This is a genomic window from Kluyvera ascorbata (assembly GCF_023195735.1).
In the GTDB taxonomy this organism is placed as follows: Bacteria; Pseudomonadota; Gammaproteobacteria; order Enterobacterales; family Enterobacteriaceae; genus Kluyvera; species Kluyvera ascorbata.
This window is the reverse complement of record NZ_CP096201.1, coordinates 2,094,632-2,113,954: the sequence shown is the minus strand read 5'-3', so window position 1 is coordinate 2,113,954 and position 19,323 is coordinate 2,094,632. Positions and strand designations below refer to the sequence as shown.

Here is a 19,323-nt window from a genome sequence, read left to right as displayed (position 1 = left end):
GTTACAAATCTACGACATTCAAACGAATAATCGATGCTAGAATCATTCTCTGGATAATAATTTACATGAAAACAAGTTTCTAACATGACTCGAAACCTGATTGATGGCCTTCCGATCCCACAACGTTACGGGGCTATTCTTACCATTGTTATCGGTATTACGATGGCAGTGCTAGACGGGGCTATTGCTAACGTTGCGCTACCCACCATAGCGACAGATTTGCACGCCTCACCGGCAGCGTCCATCTGGATAGTCAACGCCTACCAGATAGCGATTGTTATCTCCCTGCTCTCCCTCTCTTTCCTCGGCGACATGATTGGCTACCACCGCATTTATAAAGCGGGTCTGGTGGTCTTCACGCTGGCTTCACTGTTTTGCGCGTTCTCCAATTCCCTGGAAATGCTTACGTTAGCGCGTATTCTGCAAGGCTTCGGCGGTGCCGCGCTCATGAGCGTCAACACGGCGCTCATTCGCCTGATTTACCCGCAGCGTCAGTTAGGTCGTGGGATGGGGATAAACTCTTTCGTGGTCGCGGTCTCTTCGGCAGCAGGCCCCACTATTGCAGCGGCGATTCTTTCACTCGCCAGCTGGCAGTGGCTTTTCTTTATTAACGTGCCGCTCGGGATTATTGCCTGGTTACTGGCCGTCCGCTTCCTGCCTTCAAACGGTACACGTAGTCAGACACAACGCTTCGACCTGCCGAGCGCGGTGATGAATGCGCTCACTTTCGGTTTGCTTATCACGGCGCTGAGTGGCTTTGCTCAAGGGCAGTCCACTCAAGTGGTGCTGCTGGAAATCGTTGCGCTGTTGGTGATTGGCTTCTTCTTCGTCCGTCGCCAGCTACGTCTGCCGGTGCCGCTGCTACCGGTCGACCTGCTGCGTATTCCGCTGTTCTCACTCTCCATTTGCACTTCTATCTGCTCTTTCTGTGCGCAAATGCTGGCAATGGTGTCTCTGCCGTTCTTCCTGCAGTCGGTTGTCGGCCGTACCGAGGTAGAGACTGGATTGCTGCTGACGCCGTGGCCGCTGGCGACCATGGTGATGGCTCCGCTAGCGGGCTATCTTATCGAGCGCGTTCATGCGGGCCTGCTGGGGGCGCTGGGTATGGCAATTATGGCTTGCGGCCTGTTTGGATTGGCGCTGCTGCCGTCGTCATCGAGCGATATCGATATTATCTGGCGTATGCTGCTGTGCGGTGCCGGCTTTGGCCTCTTCCAATCACCGAACAACCACACCATTATTGCTTCCGCACCGCGTAACCGCAGCGGTGGCGCCAGCGGCATGCTCGGTACCGCGCGATTGCTGGGACAAAGTACCGGTGCAGCGCTCGTCGCCCTGATGTTTAACTCTTTTGGCAACGGCGGTACTCACGTATCACTGCTGTTGGCCGGTACGCTAGCAGTCGTCGCCACGTTGTTCAGCGGACTGCGCGTCACGCAACCGCGCGCGCAAAGCTAAAATCCTGTCGAGCGTCATACCTCAAGGGGTATGGCGCATTGCCAATGGGCCATCACTCAAATCGTCCAGAAGACGGTTGCGGAAGATAAACAGACAGGCCTCGTTAAAATTCGTGGCACCAAGGCGTTCATAGAGCGCCGTTCTTTCCCGGTAAAGCCCTTTAACCGACACCTTCAATACGCCCGCTATTTCCTCCATCGACATCCCTGCGTTCAGCATGCGAAGCATGCTTTGCTCATGCACGCTAAGTCCGAGATTCTCGAGCCATACTGGCGTGAGACGTTTGCTCTTCATATTAAGAAACAGCGTGAGTAGGCCTGCCATATCTCCTGATGATCGCGATGTGTTTAAAAACATCTTCAGGCTAAACAGCTGTGACTCCCGTTGACGCATATCCAGCATCACGCAATAGACAGGCTTCCTGGCCTTTACGGCATTTATAATCAGGTAGTCATAACAACGCAGCGGTGAGCGGCTGTCGATCAGTACAGAATACTCGTCAGCCTGACTTTCAAAAACCTGGTGGTTAATCGAACTGAGTTGGATGATGTCAGGGAAAAATATTTTTATACCTTTGACGAGATAACAATCCTGCGTCACTAACAGTATTGATGTTGCCACAATCATCCCTTTATATTTTCAAACAAGAGCGTCCATGGAAGAAGTGGATAGAATGCCGCCTCACAATATTTTTATTATGATGATAGGGCTTCACCACCTTTAATAAAGGTGTATTTTATGAATTCATCCCTTCTCTAAAAAGAAGTATCATTACGTCTAGTGCGGTTAATTATAATTAAATTGCAACAGAGTAAAAGAGAGCATTCTGGACATTAGGAATTTCTGTCAAAAACTGTCCCAAATGTGCCCATAAAAGCCTGAAAAAGAATACTAAAACGCAGTTGCCAGAATGGTTTCAAAAAAATCAAAAAACAATAAAATACAATAATATCAATGCGATAAAAATACAAACTCGATCTTTCGATTACAAAAATTCCGAATCACCACAGATAAATCCTAAAACATTAGCCTTCCTCGAACATATTTAACAACAACCATATCAGGTGTATATTGCTTGGCACTCCCAGCCATTAATAAGGAAGCCATTTATTTCCATAAAATAAACCGACCATCGCAATGTGCAATCAGGATAAATGCGTTCATTACCTTACCTTTCACCCAGCGCTGAAAGGCGGATAGGTTTTGCAGTGACTTTTGATACACCAATGGCTAATAGATATGGAAAGTACAATTCATTTCAATAAATCATACCTTTATCATCGTGCAACATTGTCGATTTCAATTAGCTTGTTATTACTTTTCCCTGGGCGAGTACTGGGCACTGAATCGATATATGACCAACAAATTCAGCAGGCACGCGACGGAAATTATGCGCCGTATCTCCTTTATGTTCAGCGCTATGAGCAGCACCATCCGTTAACCTCACAGCAGGTTGCGGATTGGCTGCAGGTAGCCTCCTGGGCAGGACGAGATTGGGACGTTATTCATCTCTGGGAGCGTTATCAGGTTTATATGCCGATGCCCTCACGCGCGATCGCGGCAACGGCACAGTCCTGGCGCAACCTTCATCAGTGGGATAATGCTCTTCCCCTCTGGGAGCAAGTCATTACCCTGTCACCGGACAACGATGACTATCGCATTAGCTACGTGAAAACGTTAGCCGACGCGGGGAAGGATGATCTCGCCCTACAGGAGGCGCAGCGCCTGCTCGCGTCGCAGCCGAGTCTCGCGCATCTGCAAACGCTCGCTTATGTGTATCAGCGTCAGGGGAAAAATGCCGACCGGCTTTTGGTTGATACGCAAATACTTAACCGCGGTGAGGATACCCCTGAAATACGGCAGGAATGGGTCGACGCGCTGACGCAAAACCGGATCGATAGTCCCGCCCTTTCCTTTTCGCGGGAAATTACGCCGTCACCAGAACAACAACGTCGTCTGGCGTTGAATGATGCGGCCAGCATGGTGCGCGTGGCTGCGCTGCCAACACGAACGGAGCAGGAGCGCTTTGTACTGCCTCAACGTACCCTGAGCCGCTATCGCACTCTGCTAACACGCTGGGAGGCCCAACCCGATGCGCAGGCGGACAGATATCGTGCGCAAATCGATAGACTTGGCGCCCTGTACGCTAACGCCGATTACCCCGGCGTCATCAGCGCATATCAGTCGCTCATTGCGCAAGGCCAGTCCCTGCCAGATTGGGCTATCGGCTGGGTCATTTCCGCTTATCTCGAACAAAAAAATGCCGACGCTGCATTTACGCTACTGGCACAGCACCCGAACTATAAGCCCGATCCTGATGACGACCGGCAGGATCTCTTCTTCGCCCTGCTGAATACCGGCCATTATGAGTCCGCACGTGAGTACGTCGATAGCATCGTGAAACAGACTCCTTGGGCCCGCTATGACTACGGAGATCCCTCGCCGCAGCCAAATGATAGATGGCTTACCGGTCAATCCCTCTATTTTCAGTATCTGCTGCAAACCCACTCGCTGCCTGAAGCGGAGGCACTCGCGCAACATCTGACATCGACAGCACCGGGCAATCAAGGGCTGAAAATTGATTACGCCACCTTGCTTCAGGCCCGCGGGCTGCCGCGCGCCGCAGAACGGACGCTAAAAATGGCAGAAGCGCTGGAGCCCGCCAACATTGAGCTGGAGCGTCAGCAGGCGTACGTGGCCATGGACCTTCACGAATGGCAGCAAATGGAATTGCTCACCAACGATGTCGTTGCCAGAACGCCAAAGGACACCGACTCTCGCGACCTGGCAAGAATGCGCAGCCTGCACCATTTCTCAGAGCTGAAGTTGAACGTGGGTAAAGGTCTTCATTCCGATAACCCCATTAGCGGTTCGCATGACCTCTCCTGGGATGCCACGCTTTACGGCCCACCGATTGACTGTAGCTGGCGTCCTTTTGCGGGCAGTCGTTTTGCGCAAGGGCAATTTGATGAAGGCAAAGGCATCAGCCGCCAGCAGTTTGGCGGGATTGAGTGGCGACCGCGTGATTTCTGGGCCGAGGCAGAAGTGTCCTCTATTCATTTTCACGGCACCCGCAAAGTGGGTGCCCGGCTTTCCACCCGCTATAGCCTCGGAGATAGCTGGCAGATAGGCAGCAACCTCGAACGAATTTCCCGCACCACCCCGCTGCGCGCATTGCGTAGCGGCATTAGCGCTAATCAAGGCGAGGCCTGGCTCCGCTGGTATCAGAACGAAAGACGCGAGTACCGCCTCAGCGCGGCGCTAAGCGACTTCACTGACGGCGACCACCGACAGGAATACACCCTCACGGGCTCAGAACGCCTGTGGCAGACACCGGCGCTGACGCTTTCTCTCATGCCGGAACTCTCGGCCAGTACCAACAGCCAGGTCGATACCGATTATTACAACCCGGCCCGCGATTTCTCCGCTGCCGCGACGTTTGCCCTTGAGCATCTCATGTATCGCCACTATGACACGCTCTGGAGCCAACAGCTGCTCGCCGGAGGTGGCGGTTACTGGCAAAAAGCGCAGGCTCCCGGCGCGATTACCCTCGCCGGTTACGGTCAACGAATTCAGTGGAACAACGTCGTTGATACCGGCGTGGTGCTGAGCTGGGACAAGCGCCCCTATGACGGCAAACGCGAAAGTAACCTCGCCATCGCCATTGATGCAACGCTACGTTTTTAAGGATGATTATGTTGAACAGAAGTCTGGGTTGCCGCCTGGTTCTCACCGGTTGGTTGTGCCTGAGTGCGGGAGTTTGTGCCAAACCGCTGACCTTTATTCCACCACAAAATAGAACGCCGCTGGAGGCAGAAAAACCGTGGCCCACCAATCGCTTTCTGGTGCTGGCTTATCACGATGTCGAAGATGATGCAGCCGATCAACGCTATCTGACGGTACGAACCAGTGCCCTCAACGATCAGATTGGCTGGCTGCTCCATAACGGTTATCGAGCCATCAGCGTTCAGGACATTCTGGACGCGCACCAGGGGCGTAAAACGCTGCCGCCAAAAGCGTTTCTGTTGAGCTTTGATGATGGCTACAGCAGTTTTTATACCCGCGTCTGGCCGCTGCTTCAGGCCTGGGACGTCCCTGCTCTGTGGGCGCCGGTCGGAAGCTGGGTTGATACTCCAGAGCGACAGGCGGTTAACTTCGGCGGGCTGATGACCCCGCGTGAACGCTTTGCTACCTGGGACATGGTCCGTGAATTGAGCCACTCTTCACGGGTCGAAATTGGTGCCCATACCTGGGCTTCCCATTACGGTATTCAAGCGAACCCTCAAGGCAGTCTCGAACCCGCCATCGCCAATCGATTCTACGATAAAACCACCGGGCGCTATGAAACCGACGCCCAGTTCGACCAGCGTATTAGCGAAGACGTACGCCACGTTACCAGCAAAATCGAACAAGTGACCGGCAAAGCACCGCGCGCCTGGGTATGGCCTTACGGCGAGGCAAACGGCACGTCGCTTGCCATTGCAAAACGTCAGGGTTATCAGTTGGCCTTCACGCTTGCCGATGGACTTGGCGACGTGCACCATCTTGATAATATTCCTCGCCTGCTTATCTCAGGAAATCCTTCTATCAAGACGTTTGCCAGTACGGTCACGCAGGTTCAGGAACAGGAACCCGTCCGCGTGATGCACGTCGACCTCGATTATGTCTACGACCGCGATACCGCACAGCAGACCCGCAACATCGATAAACTGGTGCAGCGTGTCTACGACATGAAAATCACCCACGTCTTTCTACAGGCGTTTTCAGACCCGGTTGGCGATGGCAAAATTAACGCGCTCTATTTCCCCAACCGCCATCTCCCCGTGCGCGCCGACCTGTTTAACTTTGTCGCCTGGCAATTGCAAACCCGCGCGAAGGTCCAGGTGTTCGCCTGGATGCCCGTACTCTCCTTCAACCTCGCGTCTTCACTTCCCCGCGTGCAGCGCTGGGACCCGAAAACCCAACGCGCGCAGATGTCCACTGAACCCTACGTGCGGCTCTCGCCGTGGAACCCGCAAACGCAGCAGCAGGTCATCGATATTTATCAGGATCTCGCCCGCTACGCCCCCTTCAACGGCATTCTGTTCCATGATGATGCCGTGCTGACGGATTATGAGGATATTAGCCCAGATGCCCTGCAAGCTTGGCAACGCACAGGACGTGCGTTCGATATGCATCACTTCCAGCAAACGCCGTCTGCGCTACACGCCTGGACTCGTTTTAAAAGCCAGAAGCTTATCGATTTCACCCAACGCCTGAGCCTGGCCGCTAAAGCCATTCGCGGCCCACAGATAAAAACAGCACGCAATATTTTCGCGCTGCCGCTTATTGAACCCGAAAGCGAAGCCTGGTTTGCGCAAAATCTGGATGATTTTCTCCGGGCTTATGACTGGACCGTTCCGATGGCGATGCCATTAATGGAATCCGTACCCGCGAAAAACAGCGATGAGTGGCTGACGCGCGTGGTGAACGCCGTCGCACAGCGCCCTGGTGGGCTTAACAAAACTATTTTTGAGCTACAAGCCAGAGACTGGAATCAACATCGCGCCATTGCTGATAAGCAGATGGTGGCGTGGATGCGTCTGCTTCAGCTACAGGGCGTTAAAAATTACGGCTACTACCCCGACGATTTTATCCATAACCAACCTGATATTTCACAAATCAGGCCTGAATTCTCATCGTATTGGTACCCAAACAAATGACCGATCGTCTGCTCGCTTTTTGCATTTTATGTCTGGTTTTCGGGCTACCGTTTGGCGTCGCCGCCGTATTTACCGGTGAACTGATTCTGGATTTCGTCTTTTTCTGGCCGCTGTTTATGTCGGTATTATGGATAACCGGCGGGCTCTATTTCTGGTTTCAACTGGAACGACACTGGCCGTGGAGCCACGACATGCCTGCGCCATCATTACCGGGTAACCCGCTGGTGTCGATTCTGATCCCCTGTTTTAACGAAGCCCAGAACGCTCGCGAGACCATCGCGGCCGCCATGGCGCAGCGGTATCCCAATATTGAGGTTATCGCCATTAACGACGGATCTTCCGATAACACCGCGGACGTATTAGCGCAGATAGCGCAAGAACAACCGGGGCTGAGGGTTATCCATCTGGCGGAAAATCAGGGAAAAGCGGTAGCCTTGAAAGCGGGTGCTGCGGCGGCCAGAGGCGACCTGCTGGTCTGTATTGACGGCGACGCCCTGCTTGACCGCGATACCGCAGCCTATCTGGTGGCGCCCTTGATTCAGTATCCCCACGTCGGTGCGGTCACCGGCAACCCGCGCATCCGCACGCGTTCTACGCTTATCGGGCGCATTCAGGTGGGCGAGTTTTCATCCATTATCGGGCTAATCAAACGTACGCAGCGGATTTATGGCCGCGTATTTACCGTCTCAGGCGTCATTGCCGCCTTTCGCCGACAGGCGCTGGCCGAGGTAGGCTACTGGAGCCCGGACATGATAACCGAAGATATCGATATCAGCTGGAAGCTCCAGCTCCATCACTGGGACATCTTCTTCGAACCGCGCGCACTGTGCTGGATTTTAATGCCGGAAACCTTAAAAGGCCTGTGGCGACAGCGGCTTCGCTGGGCACAGGGCGGCGCAGAAGTGTTTCTGGTGAATCTACGCATTCTGACCCGCTGGGAGCATCACCGCATGTGGCCGCTGTTTGCCGAGTACGCCCTGTCAACATTCTGGGCCTTTGCTTACGCGACAACGGTGCTGCTTTTTATCCTCAGCTATCTCGCACCGCTTCCGGCAAACCTGACGGTGGAGAGTCTTTTCCCTCCGGGCTTTACCGGAATGCTGCTAGGGATCATGTGTCTGCTGCAATTCGTCGTCAGTTTGTACATTGAGCGGCGCTATGAAAAACAGGTCGCCGGGGCGCTGTTCTGGGTCATTTGGTTTCCGATGGTTTACTGGATGATTGGGCTATTTACCACCGTGGCTGCCTTTCCCAAAGTCATGTTGAAACGCCAGCGCGCAAGGGCTCGCTGGGTAAGTCCGGATCGTGGAAAAAGGAGCATTTGATGAACGAAAGTACGTTAATTTTAACCGAGCACCGACCGTTTCCCCGGCTTTTTGATGCCGTGCTCACGGCGCTCGCCTGGTGCGGTTTTCTGTTTTTTCTGTACGCTAATCTGCTGATGCAGTTTACCGAGCAGAAATATGGCCGCTGGGACGCGATTACCGGATCGTTTAATGCGGTGCTGGCCTATTTGCTGATTGCCGCGCTTAACGGCTGGCTGCTGATTATCTGGTACCAGTACAACCGACGGCGATCCCACGCTCGCCGTCATACCTGGCGGTTGGCGTTGCCGCGGGACGAACTGGCAAGAAGCTTTGAGGTTGAACCCCAAATCATTTCGGAGATGAGCCGTAATAATCTGCTCACGGTCTATCACGATGGAATTGGCCGCATTATTGATTTAAAGATTAATCGGCAGGAAGAAGTTGAGGAGTAAAAACAATAATGCCAGTCGTGTTACCGACTGGCATTCTCAGAACCCCGAGGGATTATTTCATGTACTCGCCGCTGCGCAGCGCTTCGATACGCTTATCCAACGGTGGGTGAGTCATGAACATTTCGCTCAGCGATTTGGATTTACCGTTGATGCAGAATGCCATCATGCTGCTGGCTTCCTGCGGTTCATAGCTGGTTTTCAGACGCTGCAGCGCAGCAATCATTTTCTCGCGACCCACCAGCTTTGCGGAACCCGCATCGGCGTGGAATTCACGGTAGCGTGAGAACCACATGGTGATAATGCTCGCCAGAATACCGAATACCAGCTCCAGCACCGTAGCCACCGCGAAATAAATCAGCGGGTTGCCGTTGCTGCTCTCTTCACCATCATCACGGTTGCCGCCGAGGAAACCGGCCGCAATCTGCGCAATAACGCGAGAGATAAAGATAACGAAGGTGTTCACGATGCCCTGAATCAGGGTCATGGTCACCATATCGCCGTTAGCAATGTGGCTGATTTCATGGGCAATGACCGCCTCGGCTTCGTCACGGCTCATGTTCTGCAGCAGACCGGTGCTCACGGCCACCAGCGACGCATCACGACGTGCGCCGGTAGCAAAGGCGTTCATGTCCGGCGCGTGATACAGCGCGACCTGTGGCATAGCAATACCCACCTGCTGCGCCTGACGCGCAACGGTATCCACCAACCAGCGTTCCTGTTCGGTACGCGGCTGTTCAATCACTTCCCCACCGACGGATTTCAGCGCCATCCATTTCGACATCATCAATGACACAATGGAACCGCCGAAACCAAATAACAGCGCCATAATCAGCAGGCCGGTCATGCTGCTCGACTGAATTCCTGTCAGGCTTAGCACCAGCCCAAACACAACCATCACTGCCAGGTTGGTCATCAGGAAGAGCGCGATTCGCATCATAATTTACTTTTAACCTCTTTTTAACAAAACGCACTATGCGATTACCCATATCGTAGGGGTAATCCGGGAATTTTCAACGATTACGTTAGGCTAAGTCACGAGAAAGACACAACTTTACATTTTGTAGCATAGTTGTTTACGAGAAGAAGAGAGAGATAAAAAAACAGGCACAATTGCTTGTGCCTGTCAGAGTCTTACTTGCTCGCCGCCGGCTGTTCTGCCGGGGCAGCCTTCTCAAGCCTTGCCAGATCGATGGCAATATCCACCGTCTCATCAAGGTATGGATCCGGCTCTTTGTAGTCTTTTGGCAGATCTTCCAGTTTCTTCAGCGCTGGCTTACCTTCTCGCTTGTAGCGATCGTTAATCCGCGCCAGACGGGTTGCATCATCCTCTTCGTTCTCTTTCTCACGCTGGGCGTAGTTCAGAGACACGATACTGCGCTTATCCTTCAATGCGTTGAAGTGGGCAATATCTTTGGCGATGTACTGGAACTCTGGATCTTTTGCGATGCGATCGCTATGCAGCTTCAGCAGTTCTGGTTCAAACGGTTTCATGTCGCCAGACTTCACATAGGTGGCAGCATTAATGCTGTCCCACGGCAGTGCGTTGTCTTCAAACTTCTCACCGGTTTCGGTCTCTTCCGTGCCGGTAGGCATCATGATATCCGGCGTTACTCCTTTACGCTGGGTACTGCCGCCGTTGATACGGTAGAACTTCTGGATGGTGTACTGGACGGAACCCAGCGCAGGCCATTCAGGACGCAGCATCTGATCGTAGATACGGTTCAGCGAACGGTACTGCTGGACGGTGCCTTTACCGAAGGTCGGTTCACCGACAATCAGCGCACGACCATAGTCCTGCATCGCCGCAGCAAAGATTTCCGACGCCGAAGCACTGAAGCGGTCAACCAGCACCACCAGCGGGCCTTTGTAATACACCACGCCGTCAGTATCGCTGTCTTCGCGAACTTTGCCGTTGTTATCACGTACCTGCACCACCGGGCCGGAAGGAATGAACAGACCAGAGAGCGAAACCGCCTCGGTCAGCGCACCGCCGCCGTTGCTACGGAGATCGATAATCACGCTGCTGACGTTCTGTTTTTCCAGCTTCTGCAGTTGAACCTTCACGTCTTCAGTGAGGCCAACGTAGAATCCTGGAATATCCAGTACGCCAACTTTATCTTTACCTGTACCTTTAATCGACATTTTCACCGCGCGGTCTTCAAGACGAATACGCTCGCGGGTCAGGGTCACGATACGGGTTTTCGAACCTTTGCCAGCAGGCAGGACTTCCAGACGCACTTTGCTGCCCTTCGGTCCTTTAATCAGCGCCACCACATCGTCAAGACGCCAACCGATTACATCAACCATGCCTTTACCGGTCTGGCCGACGCCAACGATACGATCGCCTACGCTTATCGCCTTGCTCTTCGCCGCCGGACCGCCTGCCACCATGGAGTTAATCACGGTGTAGTCGTCGTCCATCTGCAGCACCGCGCCGATACCTTCCAGAGACAGGCTCATTTCGGTATTAAACTGCTCGGTGTTACGCGGAGAGAGGTAGTTGGTATGCGGGTCGATTTCGCGCGCAAAAGAGGTCATCGCCAGCGAGAACACATCTTCGCTGTTGGTTTGCGCCAGGCGGCGGATCGCGAACTTATAGCGACGCGCCAGCGTATCGTGAATCTCTTTATCGTCTTTGCCCGCAAGCTTCAGGCTCAACTGGTCAAATTTGACCTTGCCGTCCCAAAGCTTATTCAATTCGGCTTCATCTTTCGGCCACGGCGCTTTGCTGCGGTCAAGATTAAAGGTATCGGAGCCGGTGAAATCCATCGGGCGCTCAAGCACCTTCAGCGCGTACTGATAGCGCTCAAAACGGCGTTTTTGCGCCAGATTGTAGAGATCGTAAAAGACATCAAGTTTGCCAGAACGCAGCTCATCGCCAATCTGCCCTTTCTTCGCTGAGAACTGCTCAACGTCGCTGGCCAACAGCACATTGTGGCTATAGTCCAGCAGGTTCAGATAGCGGGTGAAGATTTTGGCTGAAAAAGCCTCGTCGAGATCGAACTGGCGGTAGTGAGAACGGGTAAAGCGCGAGGTTACGCGCTCGCTCACCGTCGCGTGTTGCGTCTCTTCCTTAAGAACAGGAAGCTGATCAACACGGGTAATATCTTCCACCGCTAAGACCTGGCCTGTTATCAATAACAGACCAGCAAGCGCGGAGAGCCTAAAGAATTTGTTCATGCCTGGCCAGGCCTCCGTTTCAGAACACCAGGTGTTCTGCGCGTACAATCATTGACATACCAGAAGTAAGCTGAACGCGAACGCCATCTTTGGTGATTTCCAGGATGGTCGCATCCATGGCGTTATTGCCGGCTTTAACTTTCAGGGACTGGCCGACCGTCAGCGCGGACAGATCGGATACCGGGGTAAACTTCTCTTCGCGGACTTCGCGAACTGGCTTAGCTGCAGGTTTAGCTGCGGCGGCGCGTGGTTTACGTTCGGCCCCTTCTTTACGACGTACTGGAGGACGTGGTTTACGCTCACGACGTGGTGCGTCACCCTGTTCGCCCGCAGCAGCAGCCGCTTCGCGTTTTTTTGCCTGCTGTTCAGCGCGCTGCGCCTGAACGCGAGCTTTCGCTTCTTCAAGCTGCTGACGCGCGTGCGCCACGTGCTGCTCGTCGAGTTCGCCGCATGGGTTGCCGTCGAGATCGACGCGTACTGCACCCGCTTTGATACCGTAGAGGTAGCGCCAGCTTGAAGTATAAAGACGTAATGCGGAGCGCAGTTGAGTTTTGCTGAGGTTCATTTCCCCTTCAACACGCGCTACGAGATCCTGAAAAATACCGACTTTCAGGGGGCGAGCCTCACCTTCCGCGCTAAAGCACTGCGGGAAACGTTCGGCTAAGAATGCGATAACTTCTTTACTGCTGTTCAACTTAGGTTGATTTTCCATGAAATTTCCTGATTACAACGGACGTAGCCAACAAGCCGCAGGCATGAACAGGCGACATTATAATGACGCAATCCGTAAATGCTACGTTATCCGTTGATTATCCTTCGACGGGGGCAAAGAATTTTTGATAATCGGTCGCTTCAAGCACTTTTTGAAGGTGGCCGACCAGTTCACGCAAGCCCTTTTCATCTTCTTCGCTAAAGCGGGAGAAGACCGTGCTGTCGATGTCCAGCACACCAATAACCTGACCGTTCACCTCAAGAGGCAGGACGATTTCGGCATTGCTGGCTGCGTCACAGGCAATGTGACCATCAAAGGCATGGACATCTTCAATGCGCTGCACGCGATTTTCAGCCACGGCAGTACCACAGACGCCACGGCCAACCGGAATACGCACGCAGGCAATTTTGCCCTGGAATGGCCCAAGGACCAGCGTTTTGCCTTCCAGCAGATAAAATCCCGCCCAGTTCACCTCAGAAAGACGCTCGTACAGCAGCGCGCTGGTATTAGAGATTACAGCTAAAAAACTCGTTTCACCTGCCATCAATGCCTGAAAATCGCGGTTAAGATCCGCGTAAAATTCTGTTTTGCTCATTATATAACCATTATTGTTTACGGTGTTACTGATGCATTACTCAGCTTATCGCCTTATAAAATACGCATTAAGTGCGTTCGGGCTCAAGATGAATCGATACTTAGGTTAAGATAGAGTTATACATTCATTTCTCAATGTAATAAATGGCACTGAAAACATCACGCATAACGCCGTCGAAAAAAATACATATTCACAAGATTGATGCACCGTTGCCGTGGGCACATTACCAACGTTGCCCGCAGTGCGATATGCTTTTTCGGTTACCGGTCGTAAAATCATCGCAAAGTGCCTATTGTCCACGCTGTAACGCCAAAGTGCGCGACGGGCGCGACTGGTCATTGACTCGCCTTGGCGCGATGGCCATCACCATGCTGTTACTGATGCCGTTCGCCTGGAGTGAGCCACTGCTGCGTCTTCATCTGCTGGGGGTGCGTATTGACGCCAATCTGTTGTCGGGGATCTGGCAGATGACTGACCAGGGTGACCCGATTACCGCAGCAATGGTTTTCTTTTGCACCGTCGGCGCGCCTGCTGTGCTGGTCGTCTCCATTGCCTATCTGTGGCTCGGTAATATTCTGGGCATGAATCTGCGCCCTGTCCTGCTGATGCTCGATAAGCTCAAAGAGTGGGTGATGCTGGATATTTACCTGGTTGGCATCGCGGTCGCCTCGATCAAAGTCCAGGACTATGCCTTCCTGCAGCCGGGAATTGGCCTGTTCGCCTTTATCTCTCTGGTGGTGCTCAGCATTCTGACCCTGATTCACCTTAACGTTGAACAGCTGTGGGAGCGTTTTTATCCGCAGCGCCCTTCAACGCGGCCCGATGCCAACCTGCGGGTTTGCATTGCGTGCGGTTACACCGGGCACGCCGATACCCGTGGTCGCTGTCGCCGTTGCCATACGCCGCTGCGCTACCGGCGCCGACAGAGCCTGCAAAAAAGTTGGGCGGCGCTGGTCAGCTCCATTGTCTTTCTGATCCCGGCTAACCTGCTGCCTATCTCCGTTATCTACGTCAACGGTGGGCGTCAGACCGACACTATCCTCTCCGGTATCATGTCGCTGGCTAACAGTAACATCGCGGTCGCGGCGGTGGTATTCATCGCCAGTATTCTGGTGCCGTTTACCAAAATCATCGTGATGCTGACGCTACTCATTAGCATCCACTTTAAATGTGAACAGGGGCTGCGCACGCGTATACTGCTGCTGCGTTTTGTCACCTGGATTGGCCGTTGGTCAATGCTCGATCTGTTTGTCATTTCGTTAACCATGTCGCTCATCAATCGCGATCAGCTTCTCGCCTTCACGATGGGCCCCGCTGCATTTTATTTTGGCGCTGCGGTAATATTAACTATTCTTGCTGTTGAATGGCTGGACAGCCGCTTACTTTGGGACGCACATGAGTCAGGAAACGCCCGCTTCACAGACTGAGGCGCGAATTAAAACCAAACGCCGCATCTCTCCGTTCTGGCTGCTGCCGGTCATCGCTCTGATGATTGCTGGCTGGCTAATCTGGAACAGCTACGAGGATCGCGGTACCACCATTACTATCGACTTCATGTCGGCAGACGGTATTGTCCCGGGACGTACCCCTGTGCGCTTCCAGGGCGTCGAGGTCGGTACCGTTCAGGACATTCGCCTCGCCGAGGACCGCAGCAAGATTGAAGTGCGCGCGAGCATTAAAAGCGATATGGAAGACGCCCTGCGCGACGAAACTCAGTTCTGGCTGGTGACCCCGAAAGCGTCCCTCGCTGGCGTGTCCGGGCTTGATGCGCTGGTTGGCGGTAACTATATCGGCATGATGCCCGGTAAAGGCGAAGCGCGCGATCACTTCACCGCACTGGACACGCAGCCGAAATATCGCCTGAACAACGGCGAACTGATGATCCACCTGCACGCGCCGGATTTAGGCTCGCTCAACAGCGGCTCGCTGGTCTATTTCCGCAAAATCCCCGTGGGACGCGTTTATGATTACGCCATTAATCCAAACAATCAGGGCGTAACCATTGATGTCCTGATTGAGCGTCGTTTCACCAATCTGGTGAAAAAAGGCAGCCGCTTCTGGAACGTGTCGGGCATTAAAGCGGATGTAGGGCTGAGCGGTGCCAAAGTGCAGCTCGAAAGCCTCGCGGCGCTGGTCAACGGTGCTATCGCTTTTGATTCACCGCCCGACTCGCAGGCCGCTGCGCAAAACGATGAGTATGGCCTCTATGAAGACCTCGCCCACAGCCAACGTGGCGTGTTGATCCAGCTTCAGCTGCCGAGCGGCGACGGTTTGAAAGCGGGTTCCACGCCCATGCTCTACCAAGGGCTGGAAGTGGGTCAGTTGACCAAACTGACGCTGAATCCGGATAGCTCCGTTACCGGTGAAATGACCGTTGACCCGAGCGTCGTCTCGCTGCTGCGAGAAAAAACCCGGATTGAACTGAATCAGCCTAAGCTGTCGCTGGATAATCCGAATCTGAGCACCCTGCTGACCGGCAGTACGTTTGAACTGGTACCCGGTGACGGCGAACCAAAAGACCGCTTTACCGTGTTGGCCGCCGACAAAACGTTACTGCAACAGCCTGGCGTCCTGACGCTGACGCTGACCGCGCCGGAAAGCTACGGCATTGATGCCGGACAGCCTATCATGCTGCACGGGGTCAGAATCGGTCAGGTGATGGAACGCACGCTGAGTGCGAAAGGTATTAGCTTTGCGGTAGCCATCGACCCGCAGTACCGCGACCTGCTCCACGGCGACAGCAAATTTGTGGTCAACAGCAAGATGGATGTCAAAGTGGGTATCGACGGCGTTGAATTCTTAGGTGCCAGCGCCAATGAGTGGTTAAGCGGCGGCATTCGCATTCTGCCTGGCGAAAAAGGACCAATGAAGGCGAGCTACCCGCTGTTCTCTAATCTCGAGAAAGCGCAGGAGAACAATTTAAGCGACTACCCTACCACGACCCTGATGCTGACCGCCGATACCCTGCCGGATATTCAGACCGGTTCTATCGTGCTGTATCGTAAGTTTGAAGTCGGCGAAGTCACCTCGGTGCAGCCGCGCGCTAATGCGTTCGATATCGCAGTTCACATTAAACCGGAATACCGCTCACTGCTGACCCCAAATAGCGTGTTCTGGGCTGAAGGGGGTGCGAAAGTGCAGCTGAACGGCAGCGGGCTAACGGTGCAAGCCTCACCGCTTTCACGTGCGCTGAAAGGGGCTATCAGCTTCGATAATCTCAACGCTGCCGGCGCAGGCAGCCGCAAGGGTGACAAACGCCTGCTTTATGCATCAGAAACCGCCGCTCGTGCTATCGGCGGGCAGATAACGCTACACGCCTTTGATGCCGATAAGCTCTCATCCGGCATGCCGATTCGCTACCTCGGTATCGACATCGGCCAGGTGCAAAGCCTTGAGCTGAACGCCTCACGCAACGAAGTCCAGGCCAGCGCCGTGCTCTACCCTGAGTACGTGTCAACGTTCGCCCGGCGCGGCACTCGCTTCTCGGTGATTACGCCGCAAATTTCGGCGGCAGGCGTTGAGCATCTGGATACCTTGCTGCAGCCGTACGTTAACGTCGAGCCGGGCCACGGTGAAATGCGTCGTGATTTTGAGCTGCAGGAAGCGACCATCTCCGACTCACGCTACCTCAACGGCCTGAACATCGTCGTCGAAGCACCAGAAGCGGGTTCGCTGAGTATCGGCACGCCGGTATTATTCCGTGGCCTTGAAGTCGGGACCGTCACCGGTCTGCGCCTGGGTAGCCTCTCCGACCGCGTGATGATCGAAATGCGCATCGGCCAACGTTATCAGCATCTGGTACGCAACAACTCGGTGTTCTGGCTGGCTTCTGGCTACAGCCTCGATTTCGGGCTGATTGGTGGCGTGGTTAAAACCGGCACCTTCAATCAGTTCATCCGCGGCGGCATTGCCTTTGCCACTCCACCGGGCATTCCGCTGGCGCCAAAAGCGCAGGAAGGAAAACACTTCCTGCTGCTGGAGTCAGAGCCGAAAGAATGGCGAGAATGGGGCACCGCCCTGCCACGCTAACAACCTCTGCGCCGGTGCCCATCACCGGCGCATTTTTATGGTAAACTGCGCGCTCTTTATCTCCTTGTGGTATTCGCCAGTGGCTCAAAACGCAGTCTTTTTCCCCGATGAATTCCTTGCGCAAATGCGCGAGGCCATGCCGAAGAATCTCTCCTTTGAAGCATTTATTGATGCCTGCCAGCGCCCACTGCGCCGGAGTATTCGCGTCAACACGCTCAAAATTACCGTCGATGATTTTCTGGCGCTGGTCGCGCCTTATGGCTGGCAGTTAACGCCGGTGCCCTGGTGCGCCGAAGGTTTCTGGATTGAGCGTGATAACGAAGACGAGTTCCCGCTGGGCAGTACCGCAGAGCATTTGAGCGGTCTGTTTTATATTCAGGAGGCGAGTTCCATGCTGCCGGTTGCGGCCCTGTTTGCCGACGGCGACGCGCCTGCGCGAGTGATGGATGTCGCCGCCGCACCTGGCTCTAAGACCACTCAGATTGCCGCCCGAATGGGAAACCGCGGCATGCTGCTGGCTAACGAATTTTCCGCCAGCCGGGTCAAGGTGCTGCACGCCAACATCAGCCGCTGCGGCATTGCCAATACGGCACTGACCCACTTTGATGGTCGCGTATTCGGCGCGGCGTTGCCGGAGTGCTTCGACGCTATCTTGCTGGATGCGCCGTGCTCCGGCGAAGGCGTAGTGCGCAAAGACCCGGACGCGCTGAAGAACTGGTCGCTTGCCAGCAATCAGGATATTGCCAACACCCAACGTGAGCTTATCGACAGCGCATTTCACGCCCTGCGCCCCGGCGGTACGCTGGTCTACTCCACCTGCACGCTCAACCGTGATGAGAATGAATCGGTGGTGAACTGGCTGCTCGAGCGCTATCCCGATGCGGTGCACGTTCTCCCGTTAGGCGACCTTTTCCCTACTGCCGACCAGGCGCTGACTGCGGAAGGTTACCTGCACGTTTTCCCGCAGATTTATGACTGTGAAGGGTTCTTCGTGGCCCGTCTGCAGAAAACGGCGGCGATCGACCCGCTGCCCGCGCCGGGCTACAAAGTGGGTAAATTCCCGTTCGTACCAATGAAAACCCGAGAATCCCATACCGTCATCGATGCTGCACGCCGCGTCGGTATTGAATGGGATGAGTCGCTGGTGCTATGGCAGCGTGACAAAGAAGTCTGGTTGTTCCCGAAAGAAATCGAGCCGCTGCTGGGTAAAGTGCGTTTCTCACGCATTGGTATTAAGCTTGCCGAAACTCACAATAAAGGCTTCCGCTGGCAGCATGAAGCGGTGATTGCGCTGGCCAACCCCGCTGAACTCGGCCACGAATTAACATCAGCTGACGCGCAGGAATGGTATCGTGGTCGCGACGTCTACCCGGGAAATGCCCCGTCTCAGGATGATGTCATCGTCACGTTCCAGGGGTTCCCGCTTGGGCTGGCAAAACGTATTGGTTCACGTCTGAAGAACAGCTATCCACGTGAACTGGTGCGCGATGGGAAACTTTTTGCTAACAGGTCGGAGTAGCGCACAAAAAAAGCGCATTTTTTGATTGGCGAAATGCTCTGTGTTGGCTAGGATGAAAAGGTACGGCCACTGGTCGTACCACACCGGTCAGCAGATTAACGGAGAGCATTATGAGCAAAACCAGCGTACGCATCGGCGCATTCGAAATTGATGATGCCGTGCTGCACGCCGAGCAACACGGCGAGCGAACGTTAAGCATCCCTTGTAAGTCCGATCCCGATTTGTGCATGCAGTTAGATGCCTGGGATGCCGATATCAGCATCCCGGCCCTTCTTGATGGCGAACATTCAGTGCTTTATCGCAAACATTACGATCAACCGTCTGATGCCTGGGTTATGCGGCTTGTCTAACCCAAAAGGAACCCGCCCA

General features: G+C 54.1%; 14 protein-coding genes. 9 read left to right on the top strand and 5 right to left on the bottom strand.

The window, feature by feature from the left end; all coding sequences use genetic code 11:
* The first annotated feature begins 84 nt into the window (after positions 1-84).
* On the top strand, positions 85-1,458 hold the full coding sequence (locus MY052_RS10000) for an MFS transporter (protein WP_248538722.1): 1,374 nt from the start codon (positions 85-87) through the stop codon (positions 1,456-1,458).
* A 21-nt stretch (positions 1,459-1,479) separates the two neighbouring features.
* Here the strand turns inward: MY052_RS10000 and MY052_RS09995 are convergent, their stop codons facing one another.
* Positions 1,480-2,079, bottom strand: a complete 600-nt coding sequence (locus tag MY052_RS09995; protein ID WP_035891746.1) for a helix-turn-helix transcriptional regulator — start codon at positions 2,077-2,079, stop codon at positions 1,480-1,482.
* A 618-nt stretch (positions 2,080-2,697) separates the two neighbouring features.
* Here MY052_RS09995 and pgaA point away from each other — a divergent pair.
* From pgaA to pgaD, 4 genes are read left to right on the top strand one after another with little or no spacing between them, the layout of a single operon-like run.
* Entirely contained in the window at positions 2,698-5,145 is a 2,448-nt protein-coding gene (gene pgaA, locus MY052_RS09990) for a poly-beta-1,6 N-acetyl-D-glucosamine export porin PgaA (RefSeq protein WP_248538721.1), read from the top strand.
* Positions 5,146-5,153: 8 nt separating this feature from the next.
* The gene (gene pgaB, locus MY052_RS09985) at positions 5,154-7,160 is read left to right on the top strand and encodes a poly-beta-1,6-N-acetyl-D-glucosamine N-deacetylase PgaB (RefSeq protein WP_248538720.1); all 2,007 of its coding nucleotides are present in this window, start codon (positions 5,154-5,156) and stop codon (positions 7,158-7,160) included.
* Positions 7,157-8,485, top strand: a complete 1,329-nt coding sequence (gene pgaC, locus MY052_RS09980; protein ID WP_248538719.1) for a poly-beta-1,6-N-acetyl-D-glucosamine synthase — start codon at positions 7,157-7,159, stop codon at positions 8,483-8,485. The genes pgaB and pgaC overlap by 4 nt, the downstream gene beginning before the upstream one ends.
* Positions 8,485-8,919 carry a poly-beta-1,6-N-acetyl-D-glucosamine biosynthesis protein PgaD gene (pgaD, locus tag MY052_RS09975; protein WP_035891655.1) on the top strand — a complete coding sequence of 145 codons (435 nt, stop codon included), beginning with the start codon at positions 8,485-8,487 and terminating at the stop codon, positions 8,917-8,919. Before pgaC ends, pgaD begins: the two co-directional genes overlap by 1 nt.
* 52 nt (positions 8,920-8,971) lie before the next feature.
* Here pgaD and htpX read toward each other — a convergent pair whose 3' ends face one another.
* From htpX to MY052_RS09955, 4 genes are all read right to left on the bottom strand, one after another.
* Complete coding sequence (htpX, locus tag MY052_RS09970; protein WP_035891656.1) at positions 8,972-9,856, bottom strand: protease HtpX; 885 nt, start codon at positions 9,854-9,856, stop codon at positions 8,972-8,974.
* A 194-nt stretch (positions 9,857-10,050) separates the two neighbouring features.
* Positions 10,051-12,099, bottom strand: coding sequence for a carboxy terminal-processing peptidase (gene prc / locus MY052_RS09965; RefSeq protein WP_248538718.1), 2,049 nt, complete (start codon positions 12,097-12,099; stop codon positions 10,051-10,053).
* 19 nt (positions 12,100-12,118) lie between these two features.
* Positions 12,119-12,811 (bottom strand): RNA chaperone ProQ, encoded by a 693-nt coding sequence (gene proQ, locus MY052_RS09960; protein WP_035891662.1) that lies wholly within the window; start codon positions 12,809-12,811, stop codon positions 12,119-12,121.
* Positions 12,812-12,908: 97 nt separating this feature from the next.
* On the bottom strand, positions 12,909-13,406 hold the full coding sequence (locus MY052_RS09955) for a GAF domain-containing protein (protein WP_035891663.1): 498 nt from the start codon (positions 13,404-13,406) through the stop codon (positions 12,909-12,911).
* 143 nt (positions 13,407-13,549) lie between these two features.
* On the opposite strand from MY052_RS09955, the gene yebS reads away from it, so the two are divergent.
* The 4 genes from yebS (at position 13,550) to MY052_RS09935 (ending at position 19,304) form a co-directional block, all read left to right on the top strand.
* A complete protein-coding gene (gene yebS, locus MY052_RS09950) occupies positions 13,550-14,833 on the top strand; it encodes a paraquat-inducible protein A (RefSeq protein WP_248538717.1) in 1,284 nt (427 codons plus the stop codon).
* Positions 14,802-17,435 carry a PqiB family protein gene (locus tag MY052_RS09945; protein ID WP_202217753.1) on the top strand — a complete coding sequence of 878 codons (2,634 nt, stop codon included), beginning with the start codon at positions 14,802-14,804 and terminating at the stop codon, positions 17,433-17,435. Before yebS ends, MY052_RS09945 begins: the two co-directional genes overlap by 32 nt.
* A 79-nt stretch (positions 17,436-17,514) precedes the next feature.
* Entirely contained in the window at positions 17,515-18,954 is a 1,440-nt protein-coding gene (gene rsmF, locus MY052_RS09940; protein ID WP_248538716.1) for a 16S rRNA (cytosine(1407)-C(5))-methyltransferase RsmF, read from the top strand.
* A 110-nt stretch (positions 18,955-19,064) separates the two neighbouring features.
* The gene (locus tag MY052_RS09935) at positions 19,065-19,304 is read left to right on the top strand and encodes a YebV family protein (protein ID WP_035891671.1); all 240 of its coding nucleotides are present in this window, start codon (positions 19,065-19,067) and stop codon (positions 19,302-19,304) included.
* The last annotated feature ends 19 nt before the right edge of the window (positions 19,305-19,323 follow it).